Below are 25,878 nucleotides of genomic sequence, written 5' to 3' on the forward strand. Positions count from 1 at the left end.
TGCCGAGCCGCGACTACACTGCATCCAGAAGGAACTTGTTTGAAAAGCTTCGCAACGCTCATCCATCGCAAGACTGTCGCGGCACTGTTACTGGCCGCGCTTCTCGCCGCAGGTACAGGGACGTACTACATGACCACCCGCGCGGCACCGAACATCGTCGGCATCGTCTGGCAGCCGGATAACCAGACCGTCGGCATCAGCGGCAATTGGGAAAAACTGGGCGTGCACGAGCTGCTGGTGCAATGGACGGTGGTGGACGACCAGGCCTTCGTGCCCGGCACCGGCCTGACCAGCGTGCCGGTGCAGCCGGATTGGGTGCGCATCGCCAAGGAGCCCTGGGCCCAGGATGTCATCCTCGGGCTGGCCGGCTATTTCAGCGAGAACCGCTCTCGGGACGATATCGAACAACTGGCGGCGCTGTCGGAGCGTATCGCTGGCTTGCCCACGCCATTGCATGTCACCGGTTGGTATTTTCCGGCTGAAGTCGACCCCAGTTGGTCAGGCGCCACGGAGTTGCCGGCCCTGCTCGCCAAGCTGCCGCGGCCGCTGTGGATCAGTGTCTACGACGGTGCCAACATCGGCCCCGCCGCCACCGCAGACTGGCTCAAGCAATGGCTGCCGAACGATATCGGCGTGTTTTTCCAGGACGGCGTCGGCGTCTACGCCCGCACCGCCCCGGTGGCCCGGAACTACGCCGACGCCCTGCGCGATCGGCTTGGCAAGGATCGTGTGCGGATCATCGTCGAAGCCTTCCGCCCCCAATACGGCGGCGGTTTCCGCGCCGCCACCGTCGCCGAGCTCAAGCCACAACTGGCGGCCTATTCGGGCTACCCGCTCTACCTGTTCGATGGCCCGCATTATATGACGCCTGCGTCAGTGGACCAGCTGAAGCAAGCCCTTGCCCAGCCCTGACCAGACATCTGAGCTATCCGCTCGCCTCGCTTACTGAGTTTGTATCGGTCTGTATATAAAATGCGGGCTGATACGAAACGATGGATTTCACCTTCTCCTGGCACACATCGTCGATACATCTGCGCGTTTAACTGTGATCACCGGACAGCAACACATTCGTTGCCACCGGCCCACTCAATCAAACGCAAGGAGAATCACCATGTTCAACTTCTCGAAACTTTCGTCTCTTGCAATCGCCCTGACACTGGTTGGTGGCGTCGGCCTGTCGAACGCTGCCTCGGCAAAGAGCGCCCCGGCCCAGACTGCGCATCAACTGGCTGAAGGCGGGTCCGATCGTTTGATCCAGAATCGCGTGGCCGAGGGCGGCTCCGATCGCTTGATCGACAATCGCGTGGCTGAAGGCGGGGCTGATCGGTTGCAGGAGCTGCGTGAACGCAGCGCGGTGTGAGGCGATTGTGTGGCCAGAGATTGCTCCCGCTCGACGCTGTAGGAGCTGGCGAAGCCTGCGATCTTTTGATCTTGATTGGCAGCGCAAAGATCGCAGCCTCGCTTCGCTCGACAGCTCCTACGGGTTTCACCCGCGGGAGCAGGCGCCCTCGCCACAAAAGCTTGTGGCTCAGGGCTTGATGTTCTTCAGCTCATTGAGCAAGGCGAGCAGTTGCTGCATCTTTTCCTCGCCGAACTGTTCTTCGATCCGCCGGTAGTTGCCTTCCATGCCCTCGCTCATGGACACGAAGCACTGCTGACCGCGTTCGGTCAGGCCGACGAAAACCCGACGCTGGTCCTGGCTGGACTTCTGTCGCCGCACCAGACCATCGCGCTCCAGGCGACTGAGCACACCGGTCATGCTCGGCTTGAGAATGCAGGCCTGATGGGCGAGCTGGTGGCTTTCCAGCTCACCTTGCTGATGGAGGATGCGGATCACTCGCCACTGCTGTTCCGTGAGGTCATGCTGGTTCAGCGCCGGGCGGAAAAAAGCCATCGCCGCTTCGCGGGCTTGCAACAACGTCAGGGTCAAAGAAGGTCTGGGGTTGGCCATGTTCGAATTGTGTGAATGGGCGAGTCGGCAGCTTAGTGTCGCGGTCACAGCGCTGCAAGCGCTCAACGCAACCCCGATTGCCGTTGGCGATACTCCCCCGGCGTGAGTTGAGCGTAACGCTGGAAAAAACGACTGAAATACGCCGGGTCCTTGAACCCGAGCTGGTAGCAGATTTCATTGGCCGAGCTGCCGGTGAACAACAGCAGTCGCTTGGCCTCCTGCATCAGCCGCTCCATGATCAGACGCTTGGAAGGCAGGTCGGCGATGCGTCGGCACACGTCGTTGAGGCGCGCCTCGGTCACGCCGATGCCCTCGGCGTAGCGCGACAGCGGCCAATGTTGCAGGTAGTGGGCTTCGATCAGCTCATTGAAGCGATGAAAGATCTTCAGGTCTTCATGCCGTGCCGGCCTGGCTTCCAGGGAATTGGAACACAGCCGCAACAGGCTGATCATGATCAACCGCGTCAACCCATCCAGCGCCCCATTGCGCCCCGGACGCGCCGCCGCTACTTCCTCGCTCAGTTCCTCGAACAAGTATTCCAACCGCCGCACCTCCCCCGCCTGCCCAGGCCCCAGTTGCGCCAAGGCCACGCAGGCAGCCGGCATTTGCGCACCCGCCGGCGCCAGGCTTGGGTCGGCGTCGATCAACTGCCACACCAATTGCTGACGCACCGTCAGCACATGCCCGTCACTGTCGGCTTCGGTCACGAAGGCATGGGGAATGGTCGGCGGAGTGAGGAAGAACATCGGACCGGATTCGACGTACTGCTGGTCATCGAGGTACACGCGCACGGTGCCGCTCTTGACGTAGTGCACCTGGAAGAACCGGTCGTGGCGATGCACCGGCATGTTGCGGCCGAAAAAACCCGCCAGGTTGGCGAGCCGGTCGTAATGCACTTCGGCGTCGCTGTAGCGCTGGTCATACACCTGACCAATGTTGATGTTCGGGATCGGCTGGCGGTCGGTCATCACGCAGGGCTCGTTTTTATTCTGATTCAGGTACCTGTCGCACTCATCCTGCACCGAATCCGACGAGGCAACCAGTGCCAGTCATTCTGTCACGCTTGACGATAGTTAACATCTTAATTATAACTGTTAATACATTAACAATAATCGCAGAGCCTCATCACTCTGCCATCGCCAGGAGACAAGCATGAGCCGTGCCCTGCATGACGTCGCGACCGGCACCCTGTTCGGGGTCGCACTGAACTATCAGGGGCTGCTGAAGCAGCGCCTCGCCGAGTTCGAGCAACCGCCCTACCAGAAGCCGCCGCTCAAGCCCGTGCTGTTCATCAAGACGCCCAATACCCGCAACCGGCACGGCGCCGAAGTGGTTCATCCGGGTCATGGCGAAAGGCTGCAACCCGGACCGGCCCTGGGCGTGGTGATGGGCAAGTCGGCCAGCCGCGTCAGTGTCGCCGAAGCCCTGGACTACGTGGCCGGCTACACCGTCGTCAATGAATTCAGCCTCCCGGAAGACAGCTATTACCGCCCCGCCGTCAAGGCCAAGTGCCGGGACGGCTTCTGCGCCATCGGCCCGGAACTGGTGCCGATAGCCCAGGTGGCTGACCCCCACAGCCTGGCGATCACGCTGTACGTCAATGGCGAGGTGTGCCAGCAAAACAGCACGGCCAATTTCGTTCGCAACATTCCCCAGTTGATTGCTGAAATCAGCGAGTTCATGACTCTGCGTGCCGGTGACGTCTTGATCACCGGCACGCCTGAGGGTCGGGTCGACGTATTGCCCGGAGACCGTATCGAAGTGGAGATCAGCGGCCTGGGCCGTCTGGTCAATACCGTCGTGGCCGAGGAAACAGGAGCAGGTTCATGAAGCACGCGCGCATTCGTTTTGAAGGCCAGGATCACGCCGTCACCGTTGAAGCCCACAACGCCGTACGCCTGGCGGACGGTCTCCTGCTGGCCGAGGACCAGGTCCAGTGGCTGCCCCCGGCCACCGGCAACATGTTCGCCCTGGGCCTGAATTATGCCGATCACGCCGCCGAGCTGGCGTTCAAGCCGCCGACCGAGCCCCTGGCGTTCATCAAGTCGCCCGGCACCTACACCGGCCATAACCAGGTGACCTGGCGTCCCGACAACGTCGCCTACATGCACTACGAGTGCGAGCTGGTGGCGGTCATCGGCAAAGCCGCGCACAACGTCAAGCGCGAGGATGCACTGGGCTACCTGGCCGGCTACACCGTGTGCAACGACTATGCGATCCGCGACTTCCTGGAAAACTACTACCGCCCCAACCTGCGGGTGAAGAACCGTGATGCGACAACGCCCGTCGGCCCCTGGATCGTCGACGTGGCCGATGTACCGGACCCGAGCAACCTGAAACTGCGCACCTGGATCAACGGCCAGTTGCGCCAGGAAGGCAGCACGAAGGACATGATTTTCGACATCCCCTACCTGATCGAATACCTGTCCAGTTTCATGACCCTGCAGCCCGGCGACATGATCGCCACCGGCACGCCGGAAGGCCTGGCCGACGTGGTGCCCGGTGATGAAGTGGTGGTGGAAGTGGAAGGCGTCGGTCGCCTGGTCAATCGAATTGTCAGCGAAGCCGAGTTCTTCGCATCCCGTAAAGAGGCGTGAGCAGCATGATCAAACACTGGATCGACGGCCGTGAGGTCGAAAGCAAAGACGTCTTCGTCAACTACAACCCGGCCACCGGGGAGGCCATCGGCGAAGTCGCCAGCGGCGGCGCCGAGGAAGTGGCCCAGGCGGTCGCGGCGGCCAAGGAAGCGTTTCCGAAATGGGCCAACACCCCGGCCAAGGAGCGCGCCCGGCTGATGCGCAAGCTCGGTGAACTGATCGAGCAGAACGTGCCGAAGCTGGCCGAACTGGAAACCCTCGACACCGGTTTGCCGATCCACCAGACCAAGAACGTGCTGATCCCGCGGGCCTCCCACAACTTCGATTTCTTTGCTGAAGTCTGCACGCGGATGGACGGCCATACCTACCCGGTCGACGACCAGATGCTCAACTACACCCTGTACCAACCGGTGGGTGTCTGCGCACTGGTATCGCCCTGGAACGTGCCGTTCATGACCGCGACCTGGAAAACGGCGCCGTGCCTGGCCCTGGGCAACACGGCCGTGCTGAAGATGTCCGAGCTGTCGCCGTTGACCGCCAACGAGCTGGGGCGCCTGGCCGTCGAGGCCGGCATTCCCAATGGCGTGTTGAACGTGATCCAGGGGTACGGCGCCACCGCCGGCGATGCGCTGGTGCGCCACCCGGATGTGCGGGCGATCTCCTTCACCGGCGGCACCGCCACCGGCAAGAAAATCATGCAGACCGCCGGGTTGAAAAAGTACTCGATGGAACTGGGCGGCAAGTCGCCGGTGCTGATTTTCGAAGACGCCGACCTGGAACGGGCACTCGACGCGGCGCTGTTCACCATTTTTTCCCTCAATGGCGAACGCTGCACCGCCGGCAGCCGGATCTTCATCCAGGAAAGCGTCTACCCACAATTCGTGGCCGAGTTTGCCGCCCGCGCCAAACGCCTGATCGTCGGCGACCCGCAAGATCCGAAAACCCAGGTCGGTTCGATGATCACCCAGGCCCATTACGACAAGGTCACCGGCTACATCAAGATCGGCCTCGAAGAAGGCGCCACCCTCGTCGCCGGTGGCCTGGAACGCCCGGCCAACCTGCCGGCGCACTTGAGCCGCGGCCAGTTCATCCAGCCGACGGTGTTCGCCGACGTCAACAACAAGATGCGCATCGCCCAGGAAGAAATCTTCGGCCCGGTGGTGTGCCTGATTCCGTTCAAGGATGAAGCCGAAGCCTTGCAACTGGCCAACGACACCGAATATGGCCTGGCTTCGTACATCTGGACCCAGGACATTGGCAAGGCCCATCGCCTGGCCCACGGCATCGAGGCCGGCATGGTGTTCATCAACAGCCAGAACGTGCGCGACCTGCGCCAGCCTTTCGGCGGCGTGAAGGGTTCCGGAACCGGCCGCGAAGGCGGACAGTACAGCTTTGAAGTGTTTGCCGAGATCAAGAACGTTTGCATCTCCATGGGCAGTCATCACATACCGCGGTGGGGTGTTTAACCCAAGGTAAGTAATGAACGTTGTGGCGAGGGGATTTATCCCCGCTGGGGCGCGAAGCGCCCCCCCTCGGTAGACCTGGCACACCGACTTCTCAAATATTGGGGCTGCTACCCGGCCCAGCGGGGATAAATCCCCTCGCCACAAAAGCTCCAACACAAGCAAGACCCGATTCACCGATTATCCAAGATCCAACAAGAACAATTTTTCAGGAGAATCATCATGGGCGAAGTCGTCCTGGCGGCGAAAATCTGCCACGTTCCCTCGATGTACCTGTCGGAGCTGCCCGGCAAGCACCACGGCTGCCGCGCCGCCGCGATTGCCGGCCACAAGGAAATCGGCCGTCGCGCCCGTGAGCTGGGGGCCGATACCGCCGTGGTGTTCGACGTGCACTGGCTGGTCAACAGCGCCTATCACGTCAACAGCGGCGAGCACTTCAAGGGCGTCTATACCAGCAACGAGCTGCCGCACTTCATCAAGAACATGGAGTACGAATACTCGGGCGCCCCGGAACTGGGCGAACTGATCGCCGCCGAGGCCAATGCCGTCGACGTGCGGACCCTGGCCCACAACATCCCAAGCCTTGAACTGGAATACGGCACGCTGGTGCCCATGCGCTACATGCACATGGATGTCCCGCAAGACCAGAAATTCAACGTCGTGTCGATTGCCGCCTGGTGCGCCTGGCATCGCCTGCAAGACAGCTTCGCCTTCGGCGCCGCCGTGCGCCGGGCCATCGAGAAAAGCGATCGCAAGGTGCTGGTGCTGGCGTCCGGTTCGCTGTCGCACCGTTTCTCCGATGATCGCAACGCTGAAGCCAACATCCACAACTGGACACGGGAGTTCGACAAGCAGGTCGACCTGCACGTCGTCGAGATGTGGCGCCAGGGCCGCTGGAAAGAGTTCTGCGCGATGCTCCCGGACTACGCCGAACACTGCTTCGGTGAAGGCAAGATGCATGACACGGCGATGCTGCTGGGATTGCTCGGCGGACCGGACTACGACAAACCCGCCGAAATCATCACCGAACCTTTTGGCAGTTCCGGCACCGGCCAGATCAACGCCATTTTCCCAGTTTAAGAACAGCCACACGTTGCAAGCGGATCGCTTGCAACTTGCCGCTTGTAGCTCACCACTCGAAGCTGCCGACGCAGGAGGCTCCCATGCCGCATTTCATCGCTGAATACACCGACAACATCGAACGACAAGCCGACCTGCCCGGCCTGTTTGAAAAGGTCCACGCCTTGCTGGGCGACAGCGGCGTGTTCCCCCTGGGCGGCATCCGCAGCCGTGGCGTGCGCCTGGACACCTGGCGCATGGCCGACGGCAAACATGATTACGCCTTCGTGCACATGACCTTGAAAGTCGGCCATGGCCGCGACCTGGCCACCCGCCAGAACGTCGCGGAAAAACTCTTCGAGGTGATTACCGCGCACTTCGCCGAACTCCAGGCCCAACGCCTGCTGGCCCTGTCGTTCGAGATGATCGAACTGCACGAGCAACTCAACTTCAAGGCCAACAACATCCACGCCTTTCTCAAGGCCCAGGCCACCTGAATCCGTCTGCCCCGCGCTCCCCATCGGCCTCTCTGACAAAAAGTACAAGATCATGAGCACAGCCAATACCGCCAACACTGCCGGCACCGTCGCCCACGACCGCACCCATGCCACCATCACCTGGCGGCTGATGCCGTTGCTGCTGGTCTGCTACCTCTTCGCCCACCTGGATCGCATCAACATCGGCTTCGCGAAGATGCAGATGAGCACCGACCTGCAATTCAGCGATACGGTCTACGGCTTCGGCGCCGGCCTGTTTTTCATCGCTTATGCGCTGTTTGGCGTACCCAGCAACATGGCCTTGGACCGGGTCGGTCCGCGACGCTGGATCGCCACGCTGATGGTGGTCTGGGGCGCCCTGTCCACCGGCATGTTCCTCGTCGAGAGCGCCGCTGGTTTCTACGTGTTGCGCTTCCTGCTCGGCGTGGCCGAGGCGGGTTTCTTTCCTGGCATCCTGGTCTTTCTCAATCGCTGGTATCCGGCCCGGCGCCGGGCCCAGGTGACCGCCCTGTTTGCCATCGCCGTGCCGATGGCCGGGGTGATTGGTGGGCCATTGTCCGGTGGCATTCTCGAGCATTTCCATGACCTTGGCGGCCTGCGCGGCTGGCAGTGGATGTTCGTCATCGAAGGGCTGCCGGTGATCCTGCTCGGCCTCGTGGTGCTCAAGTGCCTGCCGGACAGTTTCGAGACAGTCAACTGGCTCACACCGCACGCCAAGCAGCAATTGCGTGAACAACTGAGCCTTGAAGAACAGCGCAAATCCATTACGTCGTTCTCGGCGATCCTCAACAACCCACAGGTCTGGCTGCTGGTGGCGGTGTACTTCGCGGTGATGCTGGCGGTGAACACCCTGGCCTTCTGGATGCCGACCCTGATCCACGGCGCCGGCATCGGCAGCGACGGCAAGGTCGGGCTGCTCAGCGCGGTGCCCTACCTGGCTGGCTGCTTTTTCATGATCGGTTGCGGGCGCTCCTCCGACCGCCATCGCGAACGCCGCTGGCACCTCTGCGTGCCCCTGTTGATGGCAGCGGCAGGCATTGCCGTCGCCGGGCTCTCGCCCACCGACCCGACCCTGGTGCTGACTGGGCTGATCGTCGCCGGCATGGGCGCCAGTGCGGCGCTGCCGATGTTCTGGCAATTGCCGCCGGCCTTCCTGTCCAACGGCACCCAGGCCGCCGGCATCGCCCTGATCAGCTCCTTCGGCAGCATCGCCTCGTTCTTCGCGCCCTACCTGATCGGCTGGATGCGCGACACCACCCAGAGCGCCAGCCTCGCCCTGTACGTACTGGCCCTGCTCATCACCCTTGGCGGCCTGCTGGTGCTGCGCACCCGCGCGGCCATCGTCAACCCTCAATAAGAGACCTTTGTCATGATTGACCAGACTTTCATCCAGCAAGCCGCTGCCCGCCTCGACCGTGCCGAGCGCTCCCGCGAACAGGTGCGGCAGTTTTCCCTCGATCACCCGGGCATCACCATTGAGGATGCCTACGCCATCCAGCGTGCCTGGGTGGCACAAAAAATCCAGGACGGACGCAAGCTGGTCGGCCACAAGATCGGCCTGACCTCCCGCGCCATGCAAGTGTCATCGAACATCACCGAACCGGACTACGGCGCGCTGCTGGACGACATGCTCTTCGACGAAGGCACCGACATCCCCTTCGAGCGCTTCATCGTGCCGCGGGTGGAAGTGGAGCTGGCGTTCATCCTCGGCAAGCCCTTGAAAGGCCCCAACGTGACGGTGTTCGACGTGCTCGATGCCACCGAATGGGTGATCCCCGCACTGGAAATCATTGATGCGCGTATCCAGCAAATCGACCCGCAGACCAAGGCGACCCGCAAGGTGTTCGACACCATTTCCGACAACGCCGCCAATGCTGGGGTGGTCATGGGTGGTCGCGCCGTACGCCCGACCGAGATCGACTTGCGCAAAGTGCCGGCGGTGCTCTACCGCAACGGTGTGATCGAAGAGTCCGGTGTCTCGGCGGCGGTGCTCAATCACCCGGCCAAAGGCGTGGCCTGGCTGGCGAACAAGCTGGCGGCCTATGACGTCACCCTGCAACCGGGACAGATCATCCTTGGTGGCTCCTTCACCCGCCCCGTGGCCGCCAACCCCGGCGATACCTTCCATGTCGACTACGACATGCTCGGTTCCATCGCCTGCCGTTTCGTCTGATCGGAGACCGCCTCATGGACATGCCCATCAATACCTTCAAGCAACGCCTGCGCAGTGGAGAGGCGCAGATCGGCCTGTGGCTGGGGTTGGCCGATGCCTACTGTGCGGAACTGGCGGCCAATGCCGGCTTCGACTGGCTGCTGATCGACGGTGAACACGCGCCGAACGACTTGCGCACCCTGCTCGGCCAGCTCCAGGCCGTGGCGCCCTACCCCGGCCAGCCGGTAATACGCCCGGTGGTCGGTGACACGGCGCTGATCAAGCAGGTGCTCGACATCGGTGCGCAAACCCTGCTGGTGCCCATGGTGGAAAGCGCCGACCAGGCGCGTGAACTGGTGCGCGCCATCCACTACCCGCCCCAGGGTGTACGTGGCGTCGGCAGCGCGCTGGCCCGGGCGTCACGCTGGAATAGCATCCCCGGCTACCTCGACAAGGCCGATGAGCAGATGTGCCTGCTGGTGCAGATCGAGAGCCGCGAAGGCCTGGCCAACCTGGATGCCATTGCCGCGGTGGAAGGTGTGGATGGGGTCTTTATCGGCCCGGCGGACCTGAGCGCGTCCATGGGTTTTCGCGGCAACCCCGGCCACCCGCAGGTGCAAGCGGCCATCGAAGACGCCATCGCCCGCATCCGCCAGGCCGGCAAGGCCGCCGGGATTCTCAGCGCCGATGAAAAACTGGCCCGGCGCTACATCGAACTCGGCGCGGCGTTTGTCGCGGTGGGCGTGGATACGACGGTGTTGATGCGAGGCTTGCAGACACTGGCGGCGACGTTCAAGGACACGCCAAAGCCTGCGGCTGGCGGCGTGTACTGATCGTTATCAAATACCTTGTGGCAAGGGGATCTGTGAGAGCAAAGCTTGCTCGCGAAACAGGCACCTCGGTCTCTGAAAGACCGCAGCGTCTTCATCGCGGGCAAGCCTTGCTCCCACAGAAAACAACCAGCCCGGGATCTCAGCGCCTGATCATCTTCAGCTCATTGAGCAACCCCAGCAACGTCTGCAGTTTTTCCTCCCCTAACTGGTCCTGCAACCGCTGGTAATTCTCTTCCATGCTCTGGCTCATCGAATCGAAGCTCGCCTGCCCTTGCGGCGCCAGGCGCACCAGCACCCGCCGCTGATCCTGTTCGGCCTTGCGCCGCACCACCATGCCCGCCGCTTCCATGCGCACCAACACGCCGGTCATACTGGGCTTGAGGATGCAGGCCAGTTCGGCCAGGCGATTGATCTCCAGCTCGTCGTGCTGGCTGAGAATCCGGATGACCCGCCATTGCTGCTCGGTCAAGCCGTGCTGATTGAGGGAAGGCCGGAAAAACCCCATGGCCGCTTCACGGGCCTGTAGCAGGGTCAGGGTCAAGGATTGTCGCGGCTTGGGCATGGATTGAGTTCGCGAGAAGATTTAGTTAATGAGTTAACTAAATCTTAACAGCTTCCACCCATGCCGGACCATCCGCTCGCAGAATCTGGACCAGGACCAAGTTCCGTCAACGCGACGGTTCCTGTGACGAGGGAGCTTGCTCCCGCTGGACTGCGCACATAACCCTGTGGGAGCGAGCTTGCTCGCGATAGGGGCCTGTCAGTCAACATCAGCTTCGACGTGGCCACCGCCATCGCGAGCAAGCTCACTCCCACAGGAATGCATCGGCTTGACCCGGGGTGGATACCAATCAAGTCGCTCAAAGGCCCTTGATCACACCCTTGAGCACTTGTTTGAAATGCTCGACCTGTTCCTCGCTGAACTGGCCGAACACCTTGTCCTGCTGTTCCCTGGCGATGGCCCAGAGCCCCTCGGTCTCATCGATGCCCTTGGCGGTCAGGCGTACCCGCTCGCCTTCATCGCTCACCAGGCCCTTGCGCTTGAGGTTGGCTACGGCTTCTTCGATCTCGCGCACCGGCATCGCCACCTCCCGCTGCAGGTCGCACAGGTTCAGCCCGGCGTCGTTCTCCAGCACCATCAACATCCGCGCTTCGCTGGTGCGCAACCCAGTGGACAACTGACGCGGCTGGTAGCTGGCCTGATAGGCCCGCAGCGCCTGGGTCATCAGGTAATACAGGTTATGGCTCAAGCGGCCCTGGAAATGACTGCTGGGGGACTGGCCCTCTTCCCGCTTGGTCATGCGAGTGTGGGGCAGCACCATCGAGTAGGCGCCCTGGTGATAGAGCAAGGGCGAGCGTCCGAAATCGTCAAAGGTCACGACCTTGCCGATCATGATCCAGTGATCGCCACCGTCGACCTGCTGGAATTTTTCACAGTGAAAACGCGCCGAGCAATCGACAAACACCGGAGCGCCACCTTCACCGGTCTCGAACTGGATGTCAGCGAAGCGGTCCTCCTTGGGTCGGGCGAAGTTGTTCGACAGGTCGATCTGGTCGGCGGCCAGCACGTTCACCGCAAAATGGCTGGCGGCTTCGAACACTTCGTGGCTGCTGGAGCGTTTGTCGATGCTCCACAGGATCAGTGGCGGGTCCAGGGACACCGAGTTGAAACTGTTGGCCGTCACACCGACCTTGCGGCCATCTTCAGTGGCGGCGGTGACCACGGTCACGCCGGTGGCGAAGTTACCCAGGGCCCGGCGGAACGCGCGGGTGTCGAAAGCGGTATCACAAAGACTGGACATGCAAGACTCCCGGCCGCCTCAAGGGACGGCCTCGATTATTGTTCTAGGGTTCAGCGAACAGGCGGTCAAACCATGGACGGATCGGGTTCGAGCCCCATCAGTTCACGACCGAGGATCTGCGCGCAGACGTCGTAGTCGGTGTAGGCATGGGCGCCGGTCAGGTGGGCATCGCGGAACAGCCGTTGCAACTCGTTGTTCTCGAACCAGGCGCCGCCGCCGGCCGCCTCCATCAAGCGGTCGACGGCCTGGATGCACATTTTGGTGGCGTAACCCTGGTTGGTCCGCCAGAACGCCAGGGTTTCCCGGCTGGGGTATTCGTGGCGCTCGCTATGTTCGGCGTGCTCCTGCCAGGTTTTCTCGAGGAAGGCACGGGCGGCCGCCACCTGGTGGGTGGACTCGGCCAGGCGCATCAACGCCGGGGTGGCGGCGCCGACGGCTGCGCCGGTGTAGGCCCGCACGCGGTTCCTGGTTTTCTCGCGAAAGACCTCCAGCATGCGTTCGGCCACGCCCAGGCTGACCGTGGAGAAACCACTGGCGAAGTACGGCCGGTACGGCGAGTAGAAAATCTTGCTGTCGGGGTACAAGCCGAATCCACCGGACTTGCCTTCCATCATGTCCTTGGCCTTCTGGATCCGGTGTTCCGGCACGAAAGCGTTGTCGATGATCAACGTCTTGCTGCCACTGCCGCGCATACCCACCGCGAACCAGTCATCGCGAATTTCATAGTCGCTGCGCGGCAGTACCGCAAAGCAATAGTCCTGGGTGCCTTCGGCGTTTTTCCGGCGAAACCCCACGATCGCCCATTCGGCGTGATCGCAACCGCTGCTCCAGCCCATTTCACCGCTGAACATCACACCGCCGTCGACCTCCTCGGTGCGGCCAAACGGCGCGATGCTACTGCTGGCGGTGGCATCCGGGTCATCGCCCCAGACCTCTTGCTGGGCCTTGGCCGGGAACATCGCCAACTGATGGCTGTGGGTGCACAACAGGCTCATGGCCCAGGCCGTGCTAGCACAGGCACCGGCCAGCAGCGCGATGCAATCGGCGAACTGCGGCAGGGAAATCTCCAGCCCACCGTAGGGTTTCGGCTGGAAGGCCCGGTGCATGCCGATGCTTTTGAGCAAGGCGATATTCTCGGCAGGCACGCTACGGTCCTTCTCCGCCTGGAAGGCGTTGGCGGCGATGGCCGGCAGGAGGGGCTTGAGGTCTTCGAGCAGCGGGTTTGGCTTTTTCATGGACGGGCTCTTTTATTATTGGCATCTGCCGATCCCGCCTTTGCCCGGCAACCTCAGGTTGCACAAACAGCGGGATCCGTGATTAAGGCCGGTCCAGTATGGGCAATCGCGGGCAGGTGAAAAATGCACCTTCCAGATCCAAGATTGTACTTTTCATGGGGAAGGTTTCGGCGCCATGGCGCGCTCGGTCAAATCCCCCGGCACGGATGATCAAGACAAGCGCCCCGCCAAGGCTCTTAATAGGGCCATCCCCTGCAATGCCTTGCGTAGGCGTGGCAACGGAGTTTCCTTTCACTTTGTCAGGTTGCGTCATGATCAATATCGAAACGCCCACCTATTACACGGCCACCAAGAAATACAACCTCAGCTTCCCCACGCTGGAACAGGACGTGGAAGCCGACGTCGTGGTCATTGGCGGTGGTTTCTCCGGCATCAATACCGCGCTGGAACTCGCCGAAAAAGGCATCACCAACATCGTGGTGCTGGAGGCGCGTTACCTTGGGTTCGGCGGCACCGGGCGCAATGGCGGGCAGATCATGGCCGGCATCGGTCATGACCTGGAAAAGATCAAGAAGGACGTCGGTGAAGACGGCCTGCGCCAGGTCTTCGAGATCAGCGACCTGGGCGCCGACATCATCAAGGACCGTATCGCCAAGTACGCCATCGATGCCGACTTCTGCCACGGCTACGGCTACATGGGTTTCAACGCCCGCCAGGAAAAAACCCTGCGGGCCTGGGAAAAAGACTTCAAGTCGATCAACAGCAAACATGAGATCCGCTTCCTTGGCGGCTCCGACGTGCAGCAGATCATTGGCTCCAAGGCCTACAGCAGTGCATTGCTGCACATGGGCGGCGGGCATGTGCACTCGCTGAACCTGCTGTTGGGTGAAGCCCAGGCGGTGGTCAGCCACGGCGTACGGATCTTCGAAAACAGCCCGGCCCTGGAGGTCAGCTATGGCGAGCGCATCACCGTGCGCACCGGACGCGGCTCGGTCAGGGCCAGCAAGCTCCTATGGGCCTGCGACAGTTTCCTCAACAAACTGGAACCGGAACTGCACCGCTCGACCATCAACACCTACGCCTTCCAGATGATGACCGAGCCACTGTCGGACGAACTGATCCAGCGCATCAGCCCGATTCGCGGTGCCTACAGCGACATTCGCCCGGTGATCGACTACTACCGCGTCACCAACGAAAACCGCCTGCTGTTCGGTGCCGCCACGCCGTTGGTGGAGCACATTCCCCAGGATCTCAAGGCCTGGAACCGGCGCCTGATGCTGAAGATCTTCCCATACCTCAAGGACGTGAAGATCGACCTGGCCTGGGGCGGGCCGATGGCCTGCAGCCCGAACCTGTTCCCGCAGATCGGCACCCTGCCCGGGCGCAGCAACGCGTTTTTCGTCCAAGGTTACTCAGGCTTTGGCGTCACCCCGAGCCACATCATCTGCAAGGTGCTGGCCGAAGGCATGAGCGAAGGCTCGGCGCGCTACGACCTGGTCAGCTCGATCCACCGCCCGACCATCATCGGCAAAGACGCCATTCGCCCATTGCTGCTGACCGCCGGCAAGTCCTGGCACCAGTTGTCGGGCTACTGGAACGGCCGTCGCTGACGGCCAACCTTCTTCTTTCTTCCAATCATCAGGAGTCACCTGCCATGCCCCTCATCACCCTCGAAAAAGACATCCAGCTGTCCGACCTGGACGCCTGGGGCACCGTTGCCGACCTGGGTTCGCAGATTCTCGAAGGCGAAGTCAAAGCCTTCGGCAAGATGACCTTCGGCGCCCCCACCGACCCGGTCAGCAGCGCCTACTTCGGCACTACCCAAGGCAAGTTCCGGATGGTCTACCCCTTCGCCGAACAAGCCACCGTGGTCACCGGTGAAGTGGTCCTCACCGACGAGGCCACCGGCCAGAGCACCCGCTACAAGGCAGGCGACAGCTGGTTCGTGACCAAGGGCACACCGGTGCTGTGGGAAGTGGTCAGCGAAAGTTTCGTCAAGCACTACTTCGCGGTAGTCTGACCGGACAGGGCTGCCGGCCCACCCGGCAGCCCGCTTGCGAAGGTTGCGACCATGAACGTCATCGCCCAGGACATCGCCGGCCATTGCCTGCACGCCTTCACCCAACTGGTTCCCGTCAGCCGGGCGGCGTTCTACTGCGTCGATCGGCAGTTGCAAGCCCACGACTTCAGCCTCCATGGGATGAGCGGCGAGATGCACCGCGACTACCTGGACAATTACCGCCAGTTCGACCCCCTGCAACCGCGCCACTGCACCTCCAGCGAACTGGCCGTGGTGCCGCTGGGCCTGGCAATGGCCCGCCAACCGCTGCGTGACAACCATCGTTATCGCGACTTTCTGCAGCGCTACGGCGTGGTCGACGTGGTGGAAGTCTTCGCCCATCGCGATGGTCAGCCCCAAGCTGCGATTTCGTTGTTGCGCACCGCCGAGCAAGGCGTCTTCACCGGTCAGCAGTTGAGCCAACTCAGCGCGTTGCAGGCCTTGCTGCAACTGGCCGTGGCCCATTTGCCGGCCCATGAGGATGCACTGGGCGACTTGACGCCCAAGGAGCGCCAGATCGCCTGGCTGTTACGCCAAGGCGTCAGCAACAAGCAACTGGCCCGAGAACTGGGGGTGGGCTTGCCGACCATCAAGACTCACCTGATCCACCTGTTCCGCAAAGTCGGTGTGAGCAGTCGTACCGAGTTGGTCAGCGCACTGTTCCTCTGATCAACCATCTGGTTGATAGGCCGCCACTGCGCGGCGCCGCATGATCCGAGTGGCTAATTCAACCATCGGAACCTTGCAAATGAGCACCTCTACAGACTGGATCACCGTCGGCGCCCTGGCCGATGGCTTTGCCCCCGAAGCCTTCATCCTGCCAAACCTGGCCGATCTGGACGGCAAGACGTTCACCCTGCATTTCGCCAATGGCTGGCAGATCGAGCATCGCTTCGAGCGGGACACCCTGACCTGGAACGCCGCCGATGGGCACTCCAGCGGCTCCGCGACCTACCGGGCCACATCCGTACGCCCAGGCCTGTACCTGGCGGACTTCATCAAGCGCGAAGGCGAGCTGACCTCGTCGATAAGCCTCGTGCTCGATACCGCCAGCGCCGCCTTCACCGCCGTGATCGGCCGCATGCCAAGCCAGCCGGAAACCGGCGAAGGCCTCTATAGCCGGGCATTGGCCGGCAAACCATTGACCTCGGTTCAAGTGCAGTTCCTGCATGGCAGCCTCGACCGTCCCTGGCAGCCGGGCCTGTGCCCGCACGCATCGACCACGGAGCTGGTGGGGCTGCGCAACCTGTATCGCTACAGCCCGAGCGAAGTCTACGAACACATTTACCTCAACGACCAGTTCTACTCCTGGCAGTGCCTCAAAGGCGTTGAGCAAGGCCTGTGCGACACCGATCGTTGCGACACCTACAAGATCGCCGATCAGTTGTACCTGTTCGTGTGGCGAGAAAAGATCATCCCGACCCTGGGGTTGGTGCTGATCGACCTGCAGCAGCACCGCAGTGACGGCAAGATCTTCGGCTATGCCGGTGAGTCCTTCGACGAGTTTTCCAATTTCCCGGTCAGTTCCTACTGCCAGGTGCTCAATCAGACGGAGTATCCCGATGCCTGAATCACGTACCGTGGTGATCACCGGTGCCGGCACCGGTATCGGCGCCGCCTGCGCCCGCCTGTATGCCGCCGAAGGCGCCAACCTGGTGCTGATCGGCCGTCGTCACGCGCCCCTCGAAGCCCTCGCCGGGGACATCGGCGGCCTGGTGTTGGTGGGCGACGCGGCCTGTCCAAACGCCTGGGATGGCTTCGTCGAGCAGATTCGCACGCGTCATGGCCGACTCGACGTGCTGCTCGCCTGTGCCGGTGGCTTGGGAATGAGCAGCGCCACTGAGACTCAGCCATCGGCCTGGCAAGCGGCCCTGCGCAGTAACCTCGACAGCGCCTTCTACAGCGCCCGGGCGTGCCTGCCACTGCTGCAGGAAAGCGCCGGCAATATTGTGCTGATCGCCTCCATCGCTTCATTGGCGGCAGGCCCCCACGTGTGCGGCTACACCACCGCCAAGCACGCCCTGCTGGGCCTCAACCGCTCCCTGGCAAGGGATTACGGGCCTCACGGCGTACGGGTCAATGCGGTCTGCCCAGGCTGGGTCCGCACCCCCATGGCCGATGAAGAAATGCAGGCATTGATGCAGTTCCATGGCGAAACGTTGCAGCAGGCCTATGACCGGGTCTGCGCCGACGTGCCGTTGCGCAGGGCTGCCAGTGCGGAGGAAATCGCCAACGTCTGCCGCTTCCTGGCCTCGCCCGATGCATCGATCATCACCGGGGCGACGCTGGTGGCCGATGGCGGCTCCAGCATCGTCGACGTGCCGACACTGGCCTTCAGCCGGATGGAGGCCAGCGATGTCTGAGGATCTGGATTTCAGTGGCCAGACCGTACTGGTCACGGGCGGCGCCCAGGGCATTGGCCGGGCCATCGTCGAAGCGTTTGCCCTGCGCGGAGCGAGTGTGGTCATTGCCGACCTGGGCCTGGCCCGCGCCGAGGCGCTAGCCGGCGAACTGACGGCCGTAGGCTGTCAGGTGCAGGCGGTGGGCGTTGACCTGGCCGACGCGACGGCGATCTTCGAAATGATGAGCGCACTGGAACAGCGCTTGGGGAGGCTGGATACCCTGGTGCACAACGCCGGGTATTTTCCGTTGATGCCGTTCGCCGAGATCACCCCGGCGATGCTTGAACGGACGCTGGCGGTGAACCTGTCGGCGCTGTTCTGGCTGACCCAGGCGGCGCTGCCGATGTTCCGGCGCCAGGGCCGAGGCTGCGTGCTGGTGACCTCCTCGGTCACCGGCCCGCGGGTGGCGTATCCGGGGCTCAGCCACTACGCGGCCTCCAAGGCCGGGGTCAATGGTTTCATTCGCAACGCCGCGCTGGAGCTGGCGGCCGAGAATGTCCGCGTCAACGGGGTCGAGCCGGGCATGATCGCGACACCGGCCATGGCCAACCTGGGCGACGATGAAGTCAACCAGGACATTGCCCGCCGGGTGCCGCTGGGTCGATTGGGCCAACCGAGCGACATCGCCGGCGCCATGCTGTTCCTGGCTTCGGGCCTGGCCAGTTATGTGACCGGGCAGACGTTGGTGGTCGATGGGGGTTCGACGTTGCCGGAGGTTTGAACCGATGGGAGCGGTGCCTCGCTGACGATGGTGGTGAATGTACCGCCGTCATCGCGAGCAAGCTCGCTCCTACACTTTCCAGTGTCCCTCACAAAAAGCATGTTCATCACAAATCCCTTTGTGGGAGCGAGCTTGCTCGCGATAGCGATCGTCCAGTCAACGACGGCCTCATTCAAGCCACCCCCTGCCCCACCTGCAAACGGCTGGAGCGAAACTCCTTGGGCGACAGCTCGAACTGCTTCTTGAACGAACGGCTGAAGTGCGCCGAATCGGTAAAGCCCCATTTGTAGGCGATCGAAGTAATGGACTCGTCCCGCAGGAACGGGTTGGTCAGGTCATCGGCGCTGCGCTTGAGGCGGGCCCGCTGGATGTAGCGGCAAACGCTGTCATCCTGCTCTTCGAACAAGCGATACAGATGCCGCACCGAGATATTCAGTCGATTGGCCAGGCCAACCGGGCTGAGACCGGGCTGGGTGAGTGATTCGTCGATGACCCTCTGCACATAGCTGCGCAAGTGACTACCCTGCAAGGCCACCCCTTCGTCACGGCCATCGCTCCCCTGTTCCAGGGCCGAGCCCAACAGTGAAACGAAGGCACTCTGCAAGGCTTCACCCTCACCCGCCGCACCCTCGCCGTCCGGCGTGTCCTTGCACAGTTGGTCCATCAACACATGCAGCATCCGCCCACACGCCTTGCTGGACGAAACCTTGCCGAAGGTCTTGGTTTCTCCGCCCAATTGTCGCGACACGTCCTGGCGAGACAAAGACAGCACCGCGTGTTCGATCAGGCCGAACGGGCTGATCTCAAGCGCCCCCACGGAATCCATCAGCAGCAGTTCACCGGGGGCCAGCTGAATGCTCAAGCCGTTCTGGGTAATGCGGCAGTAGCCGCTGCGCTGGCTGACCAGGAAGCAATCCTGGTCATCGTCGTGATCCGCGTTGGGTAGGTGACGCTTGATGCTACCGGCGTTGGTGCGCAGGTTCGCGAGGGCAAGGCCACCCCGATGGAAATTCGACACTTCACCAATAAACAGCGAACGATTAAAGGCCAGCTCGGTATCGAAGTGGCCGCAAGTCGCCCGCAGATCCCGGTTCCAGATGTCCAGACCGTCCTGCCCAACCTGTTGCATGCTCATGGCATTCTCCGCAGTGGCTTATTGTTTTTGTGCGGCAATAGTTAACATGTTATCTATATGCACGCAACAAGTACCTGATCGCCAGAGCAGTAGCAGGAATGATGCCAGGGCAGCACAACAGGATCAGAGCGTTGCCAGCACCCGCTGCAGGCCGCTCAAGGTTGCCAGCAAGACGCCGCGCTGCTCGCGGCTCAACGGGATGTAACGTCGAAAGGCCGGCATGCGATTGACCACTTCGCTACCGCCCATGTGTTCCAGGCGCACGCACCACTGGCGTCCCTGCAAATCGATGCTCAACCGTTTGAAATCCAGCGGCATGAGGGCCTGATACAACGCAGGATCCTGCTCCACCGCCGCCTGCAACCGGGCCGCCAGGTCACTGCGCCCGTCCCGCTGCCGGCAGCGAATACCACTGCGCCGAACAGCCCCGCTGTGGTGCAGTTCCAGGCGTGCCGTGCCCTCTCGGGAAGCAGGCACGCGCAGGACAAACTCGGTCATTACCAGGTGCATCAACAACTGCGACTCGGTGCGTTCGACGATCTCCAAGTGCAAGCTGCCGTCGTCGGTGGCTGCCGTCGCCCTAGTCAGGCCCGCCACCTCGAATCGCGCCAGCGCCAGGTTGCGCCGCAGGTGTTCCAGGGTCACCCCGGGCCGATAACCAGCCGGGGTGCGCTGGGCGCTGAACAACTCAGACAGTTTTTGCAGCAGGGTCGACAAACTCGCCCGCAAGTTGCCCTGGCTCATGGGAGAACTCCTTGGCCAACACGTCTTCTACCGACGCTGGCTTGAATGGATTGACCTTCTGTACCACCAGGGTCCAGAACAAGGCGTACGCTGCCGTGCCACCGAGCATCACCGCGAAGGGCACGTAGATGTCTGCCGGGTTCATGCCGGGCGGCGTGATGAACCACATGCCCAGCATAATGCCGACACTGGACAGGATCTGTGGCAACGGGAACCACGGCGAGCGATAGGCCCGCGGCAGATCGGGACGACGAATCCGCAGGCTGACCACCGACACGGTCACCAACAGGTAGGCAAAACTCCAGGCGCACACCGCGGCCAGCACCAGGTGCATGATGTTGTCGGTATTGCCGCCCAGCCACCATGCGTGCAGGCACGGAATCAGCATCGCCACCAGGATGCACAGCAACGGCGTCTTGAAGCGTGGGTGCAGATAAGTGAAGACCTTCGGCAACGCACCGTCCACCGCCATGCCGTAGAGAATCCGCGGTACGCCGGCCATCAGGGTGTTGATGGTCGCCGCACCGGCAAACAGAAAGCCAATGCCCAGCCACATCGGGCCAATATCGCCCATGACCTGTTCGGCGAAGCGTGGAATCGCCATGGGGGTGTCCAGCAGATGCACGCCGCTGGTGGCATCGAGCAGCACGTTTTCCACTTGGCGCTTCATCGCCGCACCGTAGATGAACATGCAGGTGGCGACGCTGAACAAGCCCAGCATCATGGCCCGGGGCATGGTCCGGGCGGACTGGCGCAGGTCCGGTGCCAGCGGCGTGACGAATTCGCAGCCGACAAACATGAACATGGCCATGCCCACCAGCGACAGCACCGTGACCATATCGGTGCCCACCACGGACGCGCCAAACCAGCCCTCCAGCTCCACTGCCGGAGCGGCGATCAGGCCCAGCACGCCGAACACCATCAGGGTGGTCCACATGCCGAACGTCAGGATGATTTCGGCCCGGCCAAAGGCACTGACACCGAACGCATTGAGCACGCCAAACACCACCACGAACCCCACGCCCAGCAACCAGGAGCCGCCTGCCGATTCGGCCAGGGTGTTGAGGTGTTCGAAGTTCACCAGGGCCATGACGCCGGCCAGGATGGTCTCGGCGGTGCCGGCGAACACATGGACAATCAGATAGGCCGACAAGGTGCCAGTGATCGCGAAGAAACGCCCCATGCCACAGTTGATGTAGTCATAGACCGAGCCGGTGGTCGGAAGAATCGACGCTGCCTCGGCGAATGTCGTCGCCTGGGCCAGCATCATCACCACGGCGATCAGCATCGCCAAGGCAAAGGCGCTGCCGCCGATGCCAAAGCCCATGGTCGCGGTGAGAATCACGGGGCTTGCCATGATCAGGCCAATGGTGCTGGCCAACGCGGTGGGAAAACCCACCGAACCCCGGTTCAAGTGCTCGGTGAGCCTGTCATTGATCGACATCGTGCGGATCCTCGAAAGCGGATTTTTAGTATGGATGCCACAGCCGTCCAGGAGCCGGCGATCATGCCTTCCCCAACCGGTCCCTGATCGAAACGGCGTTGCGTGCAGCCTTACTCTGCGCCGCCCCGCCCCGGGCGTCTTGCCCGTGTCTGCCGCCGGTTTTGTTGCTGCCTGCCAACGCTGCCACGCTGGCGGCCTGGATCAACTCCATGGCAGGCAGGTGAAAGACTTCCCCGGGTGTCGCTCCCTTTAATGCGCGCTCTGCTGTCCTATCACACTGGGGAATCCACCATGGAGCACACACGCCGTACACCTTTGCTGCGCAATGCCCATCGGCTTGGGCATCGCCCTGCTGGTCGCCGATTCACCGGCCCAGGCTTATGAGCTTTATTCCGACGAAGACACCATCGTCATCGGCAACTTCCTGGCGGTCTACGGGCTGTTCAACAGCCGCAAGAACTACGACGGCTACACCGGTGGTTCAAGCTGGCGCGAAGGCTTCATCAAGTATGGCCTGAGTATCGACCAGACACTCGGCAACCTGGGCAGTTTCTACGGGACGGCCAACCCTGGAATACACCGCCGCGCCTGGCACCCTGGGGCTGGCCTATATCCATGGCATCGATGTCGATGACCGCTACGCCAGCAACTTCCAGAAACAGCGCGAAGGCATGGACATCTACAGCCTGCGCGGCGCCGGCAATGCTGGCATCGAAAACGCCCACTTCTCCTTCGAGTACGCCTGGCAGGACAAGGACGCGGGCCCGGAGAAAGCCTGGTACGGCGAAGCCGGCTACACCTTCCGACCTGCCCTGGACACCGGACCTGACCTATCGCTACAGCCATTACTCCAAGGACTGGGACTCGATGTTCAACGGCCAGAACCGTGGCGGTTGCGTTCTGAACGTGGCGGGAGCTGCCCCGACGGCAGCTCCCGCTCGGCCTACTACTTGTGCTGATGCAGCATGGTCTGGATCTGATGGGTCGCCTGCCGGGTGCTCTGCGCCAGCTTGCGCACCTCATCGGCCACGACTGAGAAACCGCGCCCGACATCTCCGGCCCTGGCGGCTTCAATCGCGGCGTTCAAGGCGAGCAGATTGGTCTGGTCGGCGATGCCCTTGATCACCCCTACCACCGTGGCAATCTGGGCGTAGGTCACCTGGTTCTGTTCGAGCATGCGCTGATGGGTGGACTGGGCCGAGCGCTCATCGCTGATATCACGCACCGCACCAATGACTCGCACCAGTTGCCCATGCGAGTCGCGTACCGCCCGACCGCGTTCACGACACCAGATGTAATCCCGGGTCTTGTGGCGCATCCGGTATTCGAAGACGTATTCACCGCTGCCCTGGGAGCCAAGGATTTCCCGGTCGAAAATGGCCATGATCTTGGGCAAGTCGTCCGGGTGGGTGATGCCGACCTGGGCATCCCAGCCATCGGGCAAGTCATCCGGCCCATACCCCAGCAGCGAACGGAACTGACTGGAAAAGCGCATGCCACTGGCCGGATGCTGGAGGTCACCGTTGACGACCGTGATATCCCAGCAGCCTTCAGTCAGGGTCGATTGCAGCAACTCCCAGATCTGCGCATCCTGGCGTTGTTGCTGTAGCTGCCGGCTGTGTTCGCCCAGTCGAACTTCAAGCGCCTGCTCGCGCTCAAGGGCTTGCTCCAATTGCTGGCGAACCCTGTGCATCTCACCCTCGCAGTGCTGCCATTGCAGGGTTTGCGCCTGTAGTTGTGCTTCGACCTGATGCAGATGTGCAGTCGCGCTCGCCACCTGCCGTGCATGCTGCTCAAGGACGGTGCGCAGTTGCGGATACGCGTCGAGCTGCGGCGTGTGCTCCGTTTCGCCGGTCAGCACGCGTTGCACCTGCGCAGTCAACGCCAGTCTCTGTTTGTTGGTCTGGAGAAACATCGCCCGCCCCTATGCCATCAAGTCGAAACCCGGATCTGATCGCAAACCGGCCAGGCTGGCTTGTCCCTGCCTGCACGAGGCCTTGCTCCTGGCTGCCAACCACCCAGGCTGGCAGCCACAGACATACGGCGCGGCAGGCTCAGTCAAGCTGGATGGTCCTGCCGGGATTACCCTCAAGACTTTCCCTATTCGTGATCAGGAAACCCTCATGAGCGATATTGCCCTGCTGCCTCAGGTCGAAGCCTTCCTCGGCAGACATCACGCCCTGTTCATCGACGGTGGCTACGTAGAAAGCCAGAGCAGCCAGACACTTGACGTCGTCAATCCTGCCAACGGCCAAGTCATCGCCCAGGTCAGCGACGCCACTTCCGGCGACATTGATGTGGCGGTGGAGTCGTCCCGCCGCGGCTTCAAGCAGTGGTCGCAAACGGCACCCGCGGTCCGCGGCCATGTGCTGCTCAAATTGGCAGACCTGCTGGAACGCAACCGCGAAGAGCTGGCGCAGATCGAGACCTGCCAGTCGGGGAAGATCATCCACATCTCCCGGGCCTTCGAAGTCGACCAGGCCGCTCATTTCCTGCGTTACTACGCTGGCTGGGCGACCAAGATCAACGGCGAGACGATCACCCCCTCGTTGCCCTCCTTCGCTGGCGAACGCTACACCGCATTCACCCTGCGCGAACCGGTTGGGGTGGTAGTCGGTATCGTGCCGTGGAATTTCTCCACCATGATCGCCATCTGGAAACTGGCCTCAGCCCTGGTGACCGGTTGCAGCGTCATCATCAAGCCCAGCGAGTTCACCCCCCTGACCATTCTGCGCATCGCCGAACTGGCCATGGAGGCCGGCCTGCCGGCCGGGGCCCTGAATGTGTTGACGGGCGGCGGCCAGGTGGGCAAAGGGCTGATCGAACACCCCGGCACCAACAAGGTTTCATTCACCGGCTCCGTGCCCACCGGCCTGGCAGTGGGCCAGGCGGCCATGGGTGCCGGGTTGACCCGGGCGACCCTGGAATTGGGCGGGAAGAATGCGGCGGGGTTCCTGCGTGACATCGACTCCGAGGTGGCGGTCAACGGCATCATCGAGGCGGGTTTTCTGCATTCGGGACAAATCTGCGCGGCGGCGGAACGGTTCTTCGTCCACCGCTCGCAGATCGAGTCGATCATGGACAAACTGGCCCAGCGCCTGGGCAAACTCATCATCGGCTCGCCCCTGGACGAACGCACCGAGTTCGGCCCGGTAACCAACCGCCAGCACCAGCACAAACTCGCGGAGTTCTTCGCCAAGGCCCTCGCGCAGAACAACACCATTATCCACGGCGGCAAGCTGATCGATGGGCCGGGTTGCTACGTCGAGCCGACCATCATCCTCGCCAATCGCCGCGACGACGCCTTGCTCAACGAAGAAACCTTCGGCCCGATCGCCACGTTCTTTCCTTACGACACTGAGGAGGAACTGCTGGAACTGATGAACGACACGCCCTACGGCCTGAGCGCCAGCCTCTGGACCAACGACCTGGGCAAGGCCCTGCGTATGGTCCCCGCCATCGAAGCGGGCACGGTATGGGTGAACATGCACACCCTGCTCGACCCGGCCGTGCCTTTTGGTGGCAGCAAGTCTTCCGGGGTGGGCCGTGAATTCGGCAGTGCATTCATCGACGACTACACCGAACTGAAATCGGTGATGATCCGCTACTGACCTTCAAGGGCTCTGTGACGATCCCAGAGCCCTACCAGCAAAAATCCCGCTTGTGGGAGCGAGCTTGCTCGCGATAGCGGACTATCAGCCAACCATGATGCCGACTGACACAACGCCATCGCGAGCAAGCTCGCTCCCACATGGGTTCTTCGGTGTCCACAGATCCAGTATCC

The 25,878-nt window shown here is 62.2% G+C and carries 25 protein-coding genes and 2 pseudogenes; 18 read left to right on the forward strand and 9 right to left on the reverse strand.

Annotated elements, in window-relative coordinates; translation table 11 throughout:
- Positions 1 to 39 precede the first annotated feature (39 nt).
- Positions 40 to 912 (forward strand): alpha-amylase family protein, encoded by an 873-nt coding sequence (locus BLU85_RS28775; protein ID WP_170847667.1) that lies wholly within the window; start codon positions 40 to 42, stop codon positions 910 to 912.
- Positions 913 to 1,111: 199 nt separating this feature from the next.
- A complete protein-coding gene (locus tag BLU85_RS28780; protein WP_092205200.1) occupies positions 1,112 to 1,360 on the forward strand; it encodes a phage infection protein in 249 nt (82 codons plus the stop codon).
- A 168-nt stretch (positions 1,361 to 1,528) separates the two neighbouring features.
- Here BLU85_RS28780 and hpaR (BLU85_RS28785) read toward each other — a convergent pair whose 3' ends face one another.
- Together hpaR (BLU85_RS28785) and hpaA are read right to left on the reverse strand one after the other, a co-directional pair.
- Positions 1,529 to 1,951: a homoprotocatechuate degradation operon regulator HpaR gene (gene hpaR, locus BLU85_RS28785; RefSeq protein ID WP_060742174.1), complete on the reverse strand. Its 423-nt coding sequence runs from the start codon at positions 1,949 to 1,951 to the stop codon at positions 1,529 to 1,531.
- A gap of 62 nt (positions 1,952 to 2,013) precedes the next feature.
- The gene (hpaA, locus tag BLU85_RS28790; protein WP_092205201.1) at positions 2,014 to 2,919 is read right to left on the reverse strand and encodes a 4-hydroxyphenylacetate catabolism regulatory protein HpaA; all 906 of its coding nucleotides are present in this window, start codon (positions 2,917 to 2,919) and stop codon (positions 2,014 to 2,016) included.
- 184 nt (positions 2,920 to 3,103) lie between these two features.
- Between hpaA and BLU85_RS28795 the strand changes: the two genes are divergently transcribed.
- The 8 genes from BLU85_RS28795 (at position 3,104) to hpaI (ending at position 10,552) form a co-directional block, all read left to right on the forward strand.
- Positions 3,104 to 3,781, forward strand: a complete 678-nt coding sequence (locus tag BLU85_RS28795; protein ID WP_092205202.1) for a fumarylacetoacetate hydrolase family protein — start codon at positions 3,104 to 3,106, stop codon at positions 3,779 to 3,781.
- The gene (locus tag BLU85_RS28800; RefSeq protein ID WP_092205203.1) at positions 3,778 to 4,548 is read left to right on the forward strand and encodes a fumarylacetoacetate hydrolase family protein; all 771 of its coding nucleotides are present in this window, start codon (positions 3,778 to 3,780) and stop codon (positions 4,546 to 4,548) included. Before BLU85_RS28795 ends, BLU85_RS28800 begins: the two co-directional genes overlap by 4 nt.
- Before the next feature lie 5 nt (positions 4,549 to 4,553).
- Positions 4,554 to 6,014, forward strand: a complete 1,461-nt coding sequence (gene hpaE, locus BLU85_RS28805; protein ID WP_092205204.1) for a 5-carboxymethyl-2-hydroxymuconate semialdehyde dehydrogenase — start codon at positions 4,554 to 4,556, stop codon at positions 6,012 to 6,014.
- A 219-nt stretch (positions 6,015 to 6,233) separates the two neighbouring features.
- Complete coding sequence (hpaD, locus tag BLU85_RS28810; protein WP_092205205.1) at positions 6,234 to 7,091, forward strand: 3,4-dihydroxyphenylacetate 2,3-dioxygenase; 858 nt, start codon at positions 6,234 to 6,236, stop codon at positions 7,089 to 7,091.
- Between the two features lie 83 nt (positions 7,092 to 7,174).
- Positions 7,175 to 7,567 carry a 5-carboxymethyl-2-hydroxymuconate Delta-isomerase gene (locus BLU85_RS28815; protein ID WP_092205206.1) on the forward strand — a complete coding sequence of 131 codons (393 nt, stop codon included), beginning with the start codon at positions 7,175 to 7,177 and terminating at the stop codon, positions 7,565 to 7,567.
- A gap of 52 nt (positions 7,568 to 7,619) precedes the next feature.
- Positions 7,620 to 8,924 carry an MFS transporter gene (locus BLU85_RS28820; RefSeq protein ID WP_092205207.1) on the forward strand — a complete coding sequence of 435 codons (1,305 nt, stop codon included), beginning with the start codon at positions 7,620 to 7,622 and terminating at the stop codon, positions 8,922 to 8,924.
- A 12-nt stretch (positions 8,925 to 8,936) separates the two neighbouring features.
- Positions 8,937 to 9,740, forward strand: a complete 804-nt coding sequence (gene hpaH / locus BLU85_RS28825) for a 2-oxo-hept-4-ene-1,7-dioate hydratase (RefSeq protein WP_092205208.1) — start codon at positions 8,937 to 8,939, stop codon at positions 9,738 to 9,740.
- A 14-nt stretch (positions 9,741 to 9,754) separates the two neighbouring features.
- A complete protein-coding gene (gene hpaI / locus BLU85_RS28830; protein WP_092205209.1) occupies positions 9,755 to 10,552 on the forward strand; it encodes a 4-hydroxy-2-oxoheptanedioate aldolase in 798 nt (265 codons plus the stop codon).
- 139 nt (positions 10,553 to 10,691) lie between these two features.
- Here the strand turns inward: hpaI and hpaR (BLU85_RS28835) are convergent, their stop codons facing one another.
- From hpaR (BLU85_RS28835) to BLU85_RS28845, 3 genes are all read right to left on the reverse strand, one after another.
- Positions 10,692 to 11,114 carry a homoprotocatechuate degradation operon regulator HpaR gene (gene hpaR, locus BLU85_RS28835; RefSeq protein WP_060742164.1) on the reverse strand — a complete coding sequence of 141 codons (423 nt, stop codon included), beginning with the start codon at positions 11,112 to 11,114 and terminating at the stop codon, positions 10,692 to 10,694.
- A 298-nt stretch (positions 11,115 to 11,412) separates the two neighbouring features.
- Entirely contained in the window at positions 11,413 to 12,354 is a 942-nt protein-coding gene (locus BLU85_RS28840; RefSeq protein ID WP_092205210.1) for a p-hydroxyphenylacetate 3-hydroxylase reductase component, read from the reverse strand.
- A 65-nt stretch (positions 12,355 to 12,419) separates the two neighbouring features.
- On the reverse strand, positions 12,420 to 13,589 hold the full coding sequence (locus BLU85_RS28845) for a p-hydroxyphenylacetate 3-hydroxylase oxygenase component (RefSeq protein ID WP_092205211.1): 1,170 nt from the start codon (positions 13,587 to 13,589) through the stop codon (positions 12,420 to 12,422).
- A 311-nt stretch (positions 13,590 to 13,900) separates the two neighbouring features.
- On the opposite strand from BLU85_RS28845, the gene BLU85_RS28850 reads away from it, so the two are divergent.
- The 6 genes from BLU85_RS28850 to BLU85_RS28875 all read left to right on the forward strand — a co-directional run bounded on the left by BLU85_RS28850 (position 13,901) and on the right by BLU85_RS28875 (position 18,771).
- Positions 13,901 to 15,199 (forward strand): NAD(P)/FAD-dependent oxidoreductase, encoded by a 1,299-nt coding sequence (locus tag BLU85_RS28850; protein WP_092205212.1) that lies wholly within the window; start codon positions 13,901 to 13,903, stop codon positions 15,197 to 15,199.
- Between the two features lie 44 nt (positions 15,200 to 15,243).
- Positions 15,244 to 15,609, forward strand: coding sequence for a cupin domain-containing protein (locus BLU85_RS28855; protein WP_053122428.1), 366 nt, complete (start codon positions 15,244 to 15,246; stop codon positions 15,607 to 15,609).
- Between the two features lie 51 nt (positions 15,610 to 15,660).
- On the forward strand, positions 15,661 to 16,317 hold the full coding sequence (locus tag BLU85_RS28860) for a helix-turn-helix transcriptional regulator (protein ID WP_092205213.1): 657 nt from the start codon (positions 15,661 to 15,663) through the stop codon (positions 16,315 to 16,317).
- Positions 16,318 to 16,396: 79 nt separating this feature from the next.
- Positions 16,397 to 17,218, forward strand: coding sequence for a molybdenum cofactor biosynthesis F family protein (locus tag BLU85_RS28865; protein ID WP_092205214.1), 822 nt, complete (start codon positions 16,397 to 16,399; stop codon positions 17,216 to 17,218).
- Complete coding sequence (locus BLU85_RS28870) at positions 17,211 to 18,011, forward strand: SDR family NAD(P)-dependent oxidoreductase (protein WP_092205215.1); 801 nt, start codon at positions 17,211 to 17,213, stop codon at positions 18,009 to 18,011. The genes BLU85_RS28865 and BLU85_RS28870 overlap by 8 nt, the downstream gene beginning before the upstream one ends.
- Complete coding sequence (locus tag BLU85_RS28875; RefSeq protein WP_092205216.1) at positions 18,004 to 18,771, forward strand: SDR family oxidoreductase; 768 nt, start codon at positions 18,004 to 18,006, stop codon at positions 18,769 to 18,771. The genes BLU85_RS28870 and BLU85_RS28875 overlap by 8 nt, the downstream gene beginning before the upstream one ends.
- Positions 18,772 to 18,943: 172 nt before the next feature.
- Here the strand turns inward: BLU85_RS28875 and feaR are convergent, their stop codons facing one another.
- The 3 genes from feaR to BLU85_RS28890 form a co-directional block, all read right to left on the reverse strand.
- Entirely contained in the window at positions 18,944 to 19,906 is a 963-nt protein-coding gene (gene feaR / locus BLU85_RS28880) for a transcriptional regulator FeaR (protein WP_092205217.1), read from the reverse strand.
- A 123-nt stretch (positions 19,907 to 20,029) separates the two neighbouring features.
- Entirely contained in the window at positions 20,030 to 20,650 is a 621-nt protein-coding gene (locus BLU85_RS28885; RefSeq protein ID WP_170847668.1) for a DUF3156 family protein, read from the reverse strand.
- Positions 20,595 to 22,094, reverse strand: coding sequence for an APC family permease (locus BLU85_RS28890; protein ID WP_092205218.1), 1,500 nt, complete (start codon positions 22,092 to 22,094; stop codon positions 20,595 to 20,597). Before BLU85_RS28890 ends, BLU85_RS28885 begins: the two co-directional genes overlap by 56 nt.
- A gap of 291 nt (positions 22,095 to 22,385) precedes the next feature.
- On the opposite strand from BLU85_RS28890, the pseudogene BLU85_RS28895 reads away from it, so the two are divergent.
- A pseudogene (locus BLU85_RS28895) lies at positions 22,386 to 22,985 on the forward strand (hypothetical protein); the annotation flags it as partial.
- Between the two features lie 64 nt (positions 22,986 to 23,049).
- On the opposite strand, the pseudogene BLU85_RS31570 reads toward BLU85_RS28895, so the two are convergent.
- A pseudogene (locus BLU85_RS31570) lies at positions 23,050 to 24,009 on the reverse strand (methyl-accepting chemotaxis protein); the annotation flags it as partial.
- A 208-nt stretch (positions 24,010 to 24,217) separates the two neighbouring features.
- On the opposite strand from BLU85_RS31570, the gene BLU85_RS28905 reads away from it, so the two are divergent.
- Entirely contained in the window at positions 24,218 to 25,705 is a 1,488-nt protein-coding gene (locus BLU85_RS28905; RefSeq protein WP_092205220.1) for an aldehyde dehydrogenase family protein, read from the forward strand.
- Positions 25,706 to 25,878: the final 173 nt, after the last annotated feature.

Origin of the sequence: Pseudomonas sp. NFACC14 (assembly GCF_900106885.1) — a bacterium.
GTDB classification, from domain to species: Bacteria; Pseudomonadota; Gammaproteobacteria; order Pseudomonadales; family Pseudomonadaceae; genus Aquipseudomonas; species Aquipseudomonas fluorescens_AA.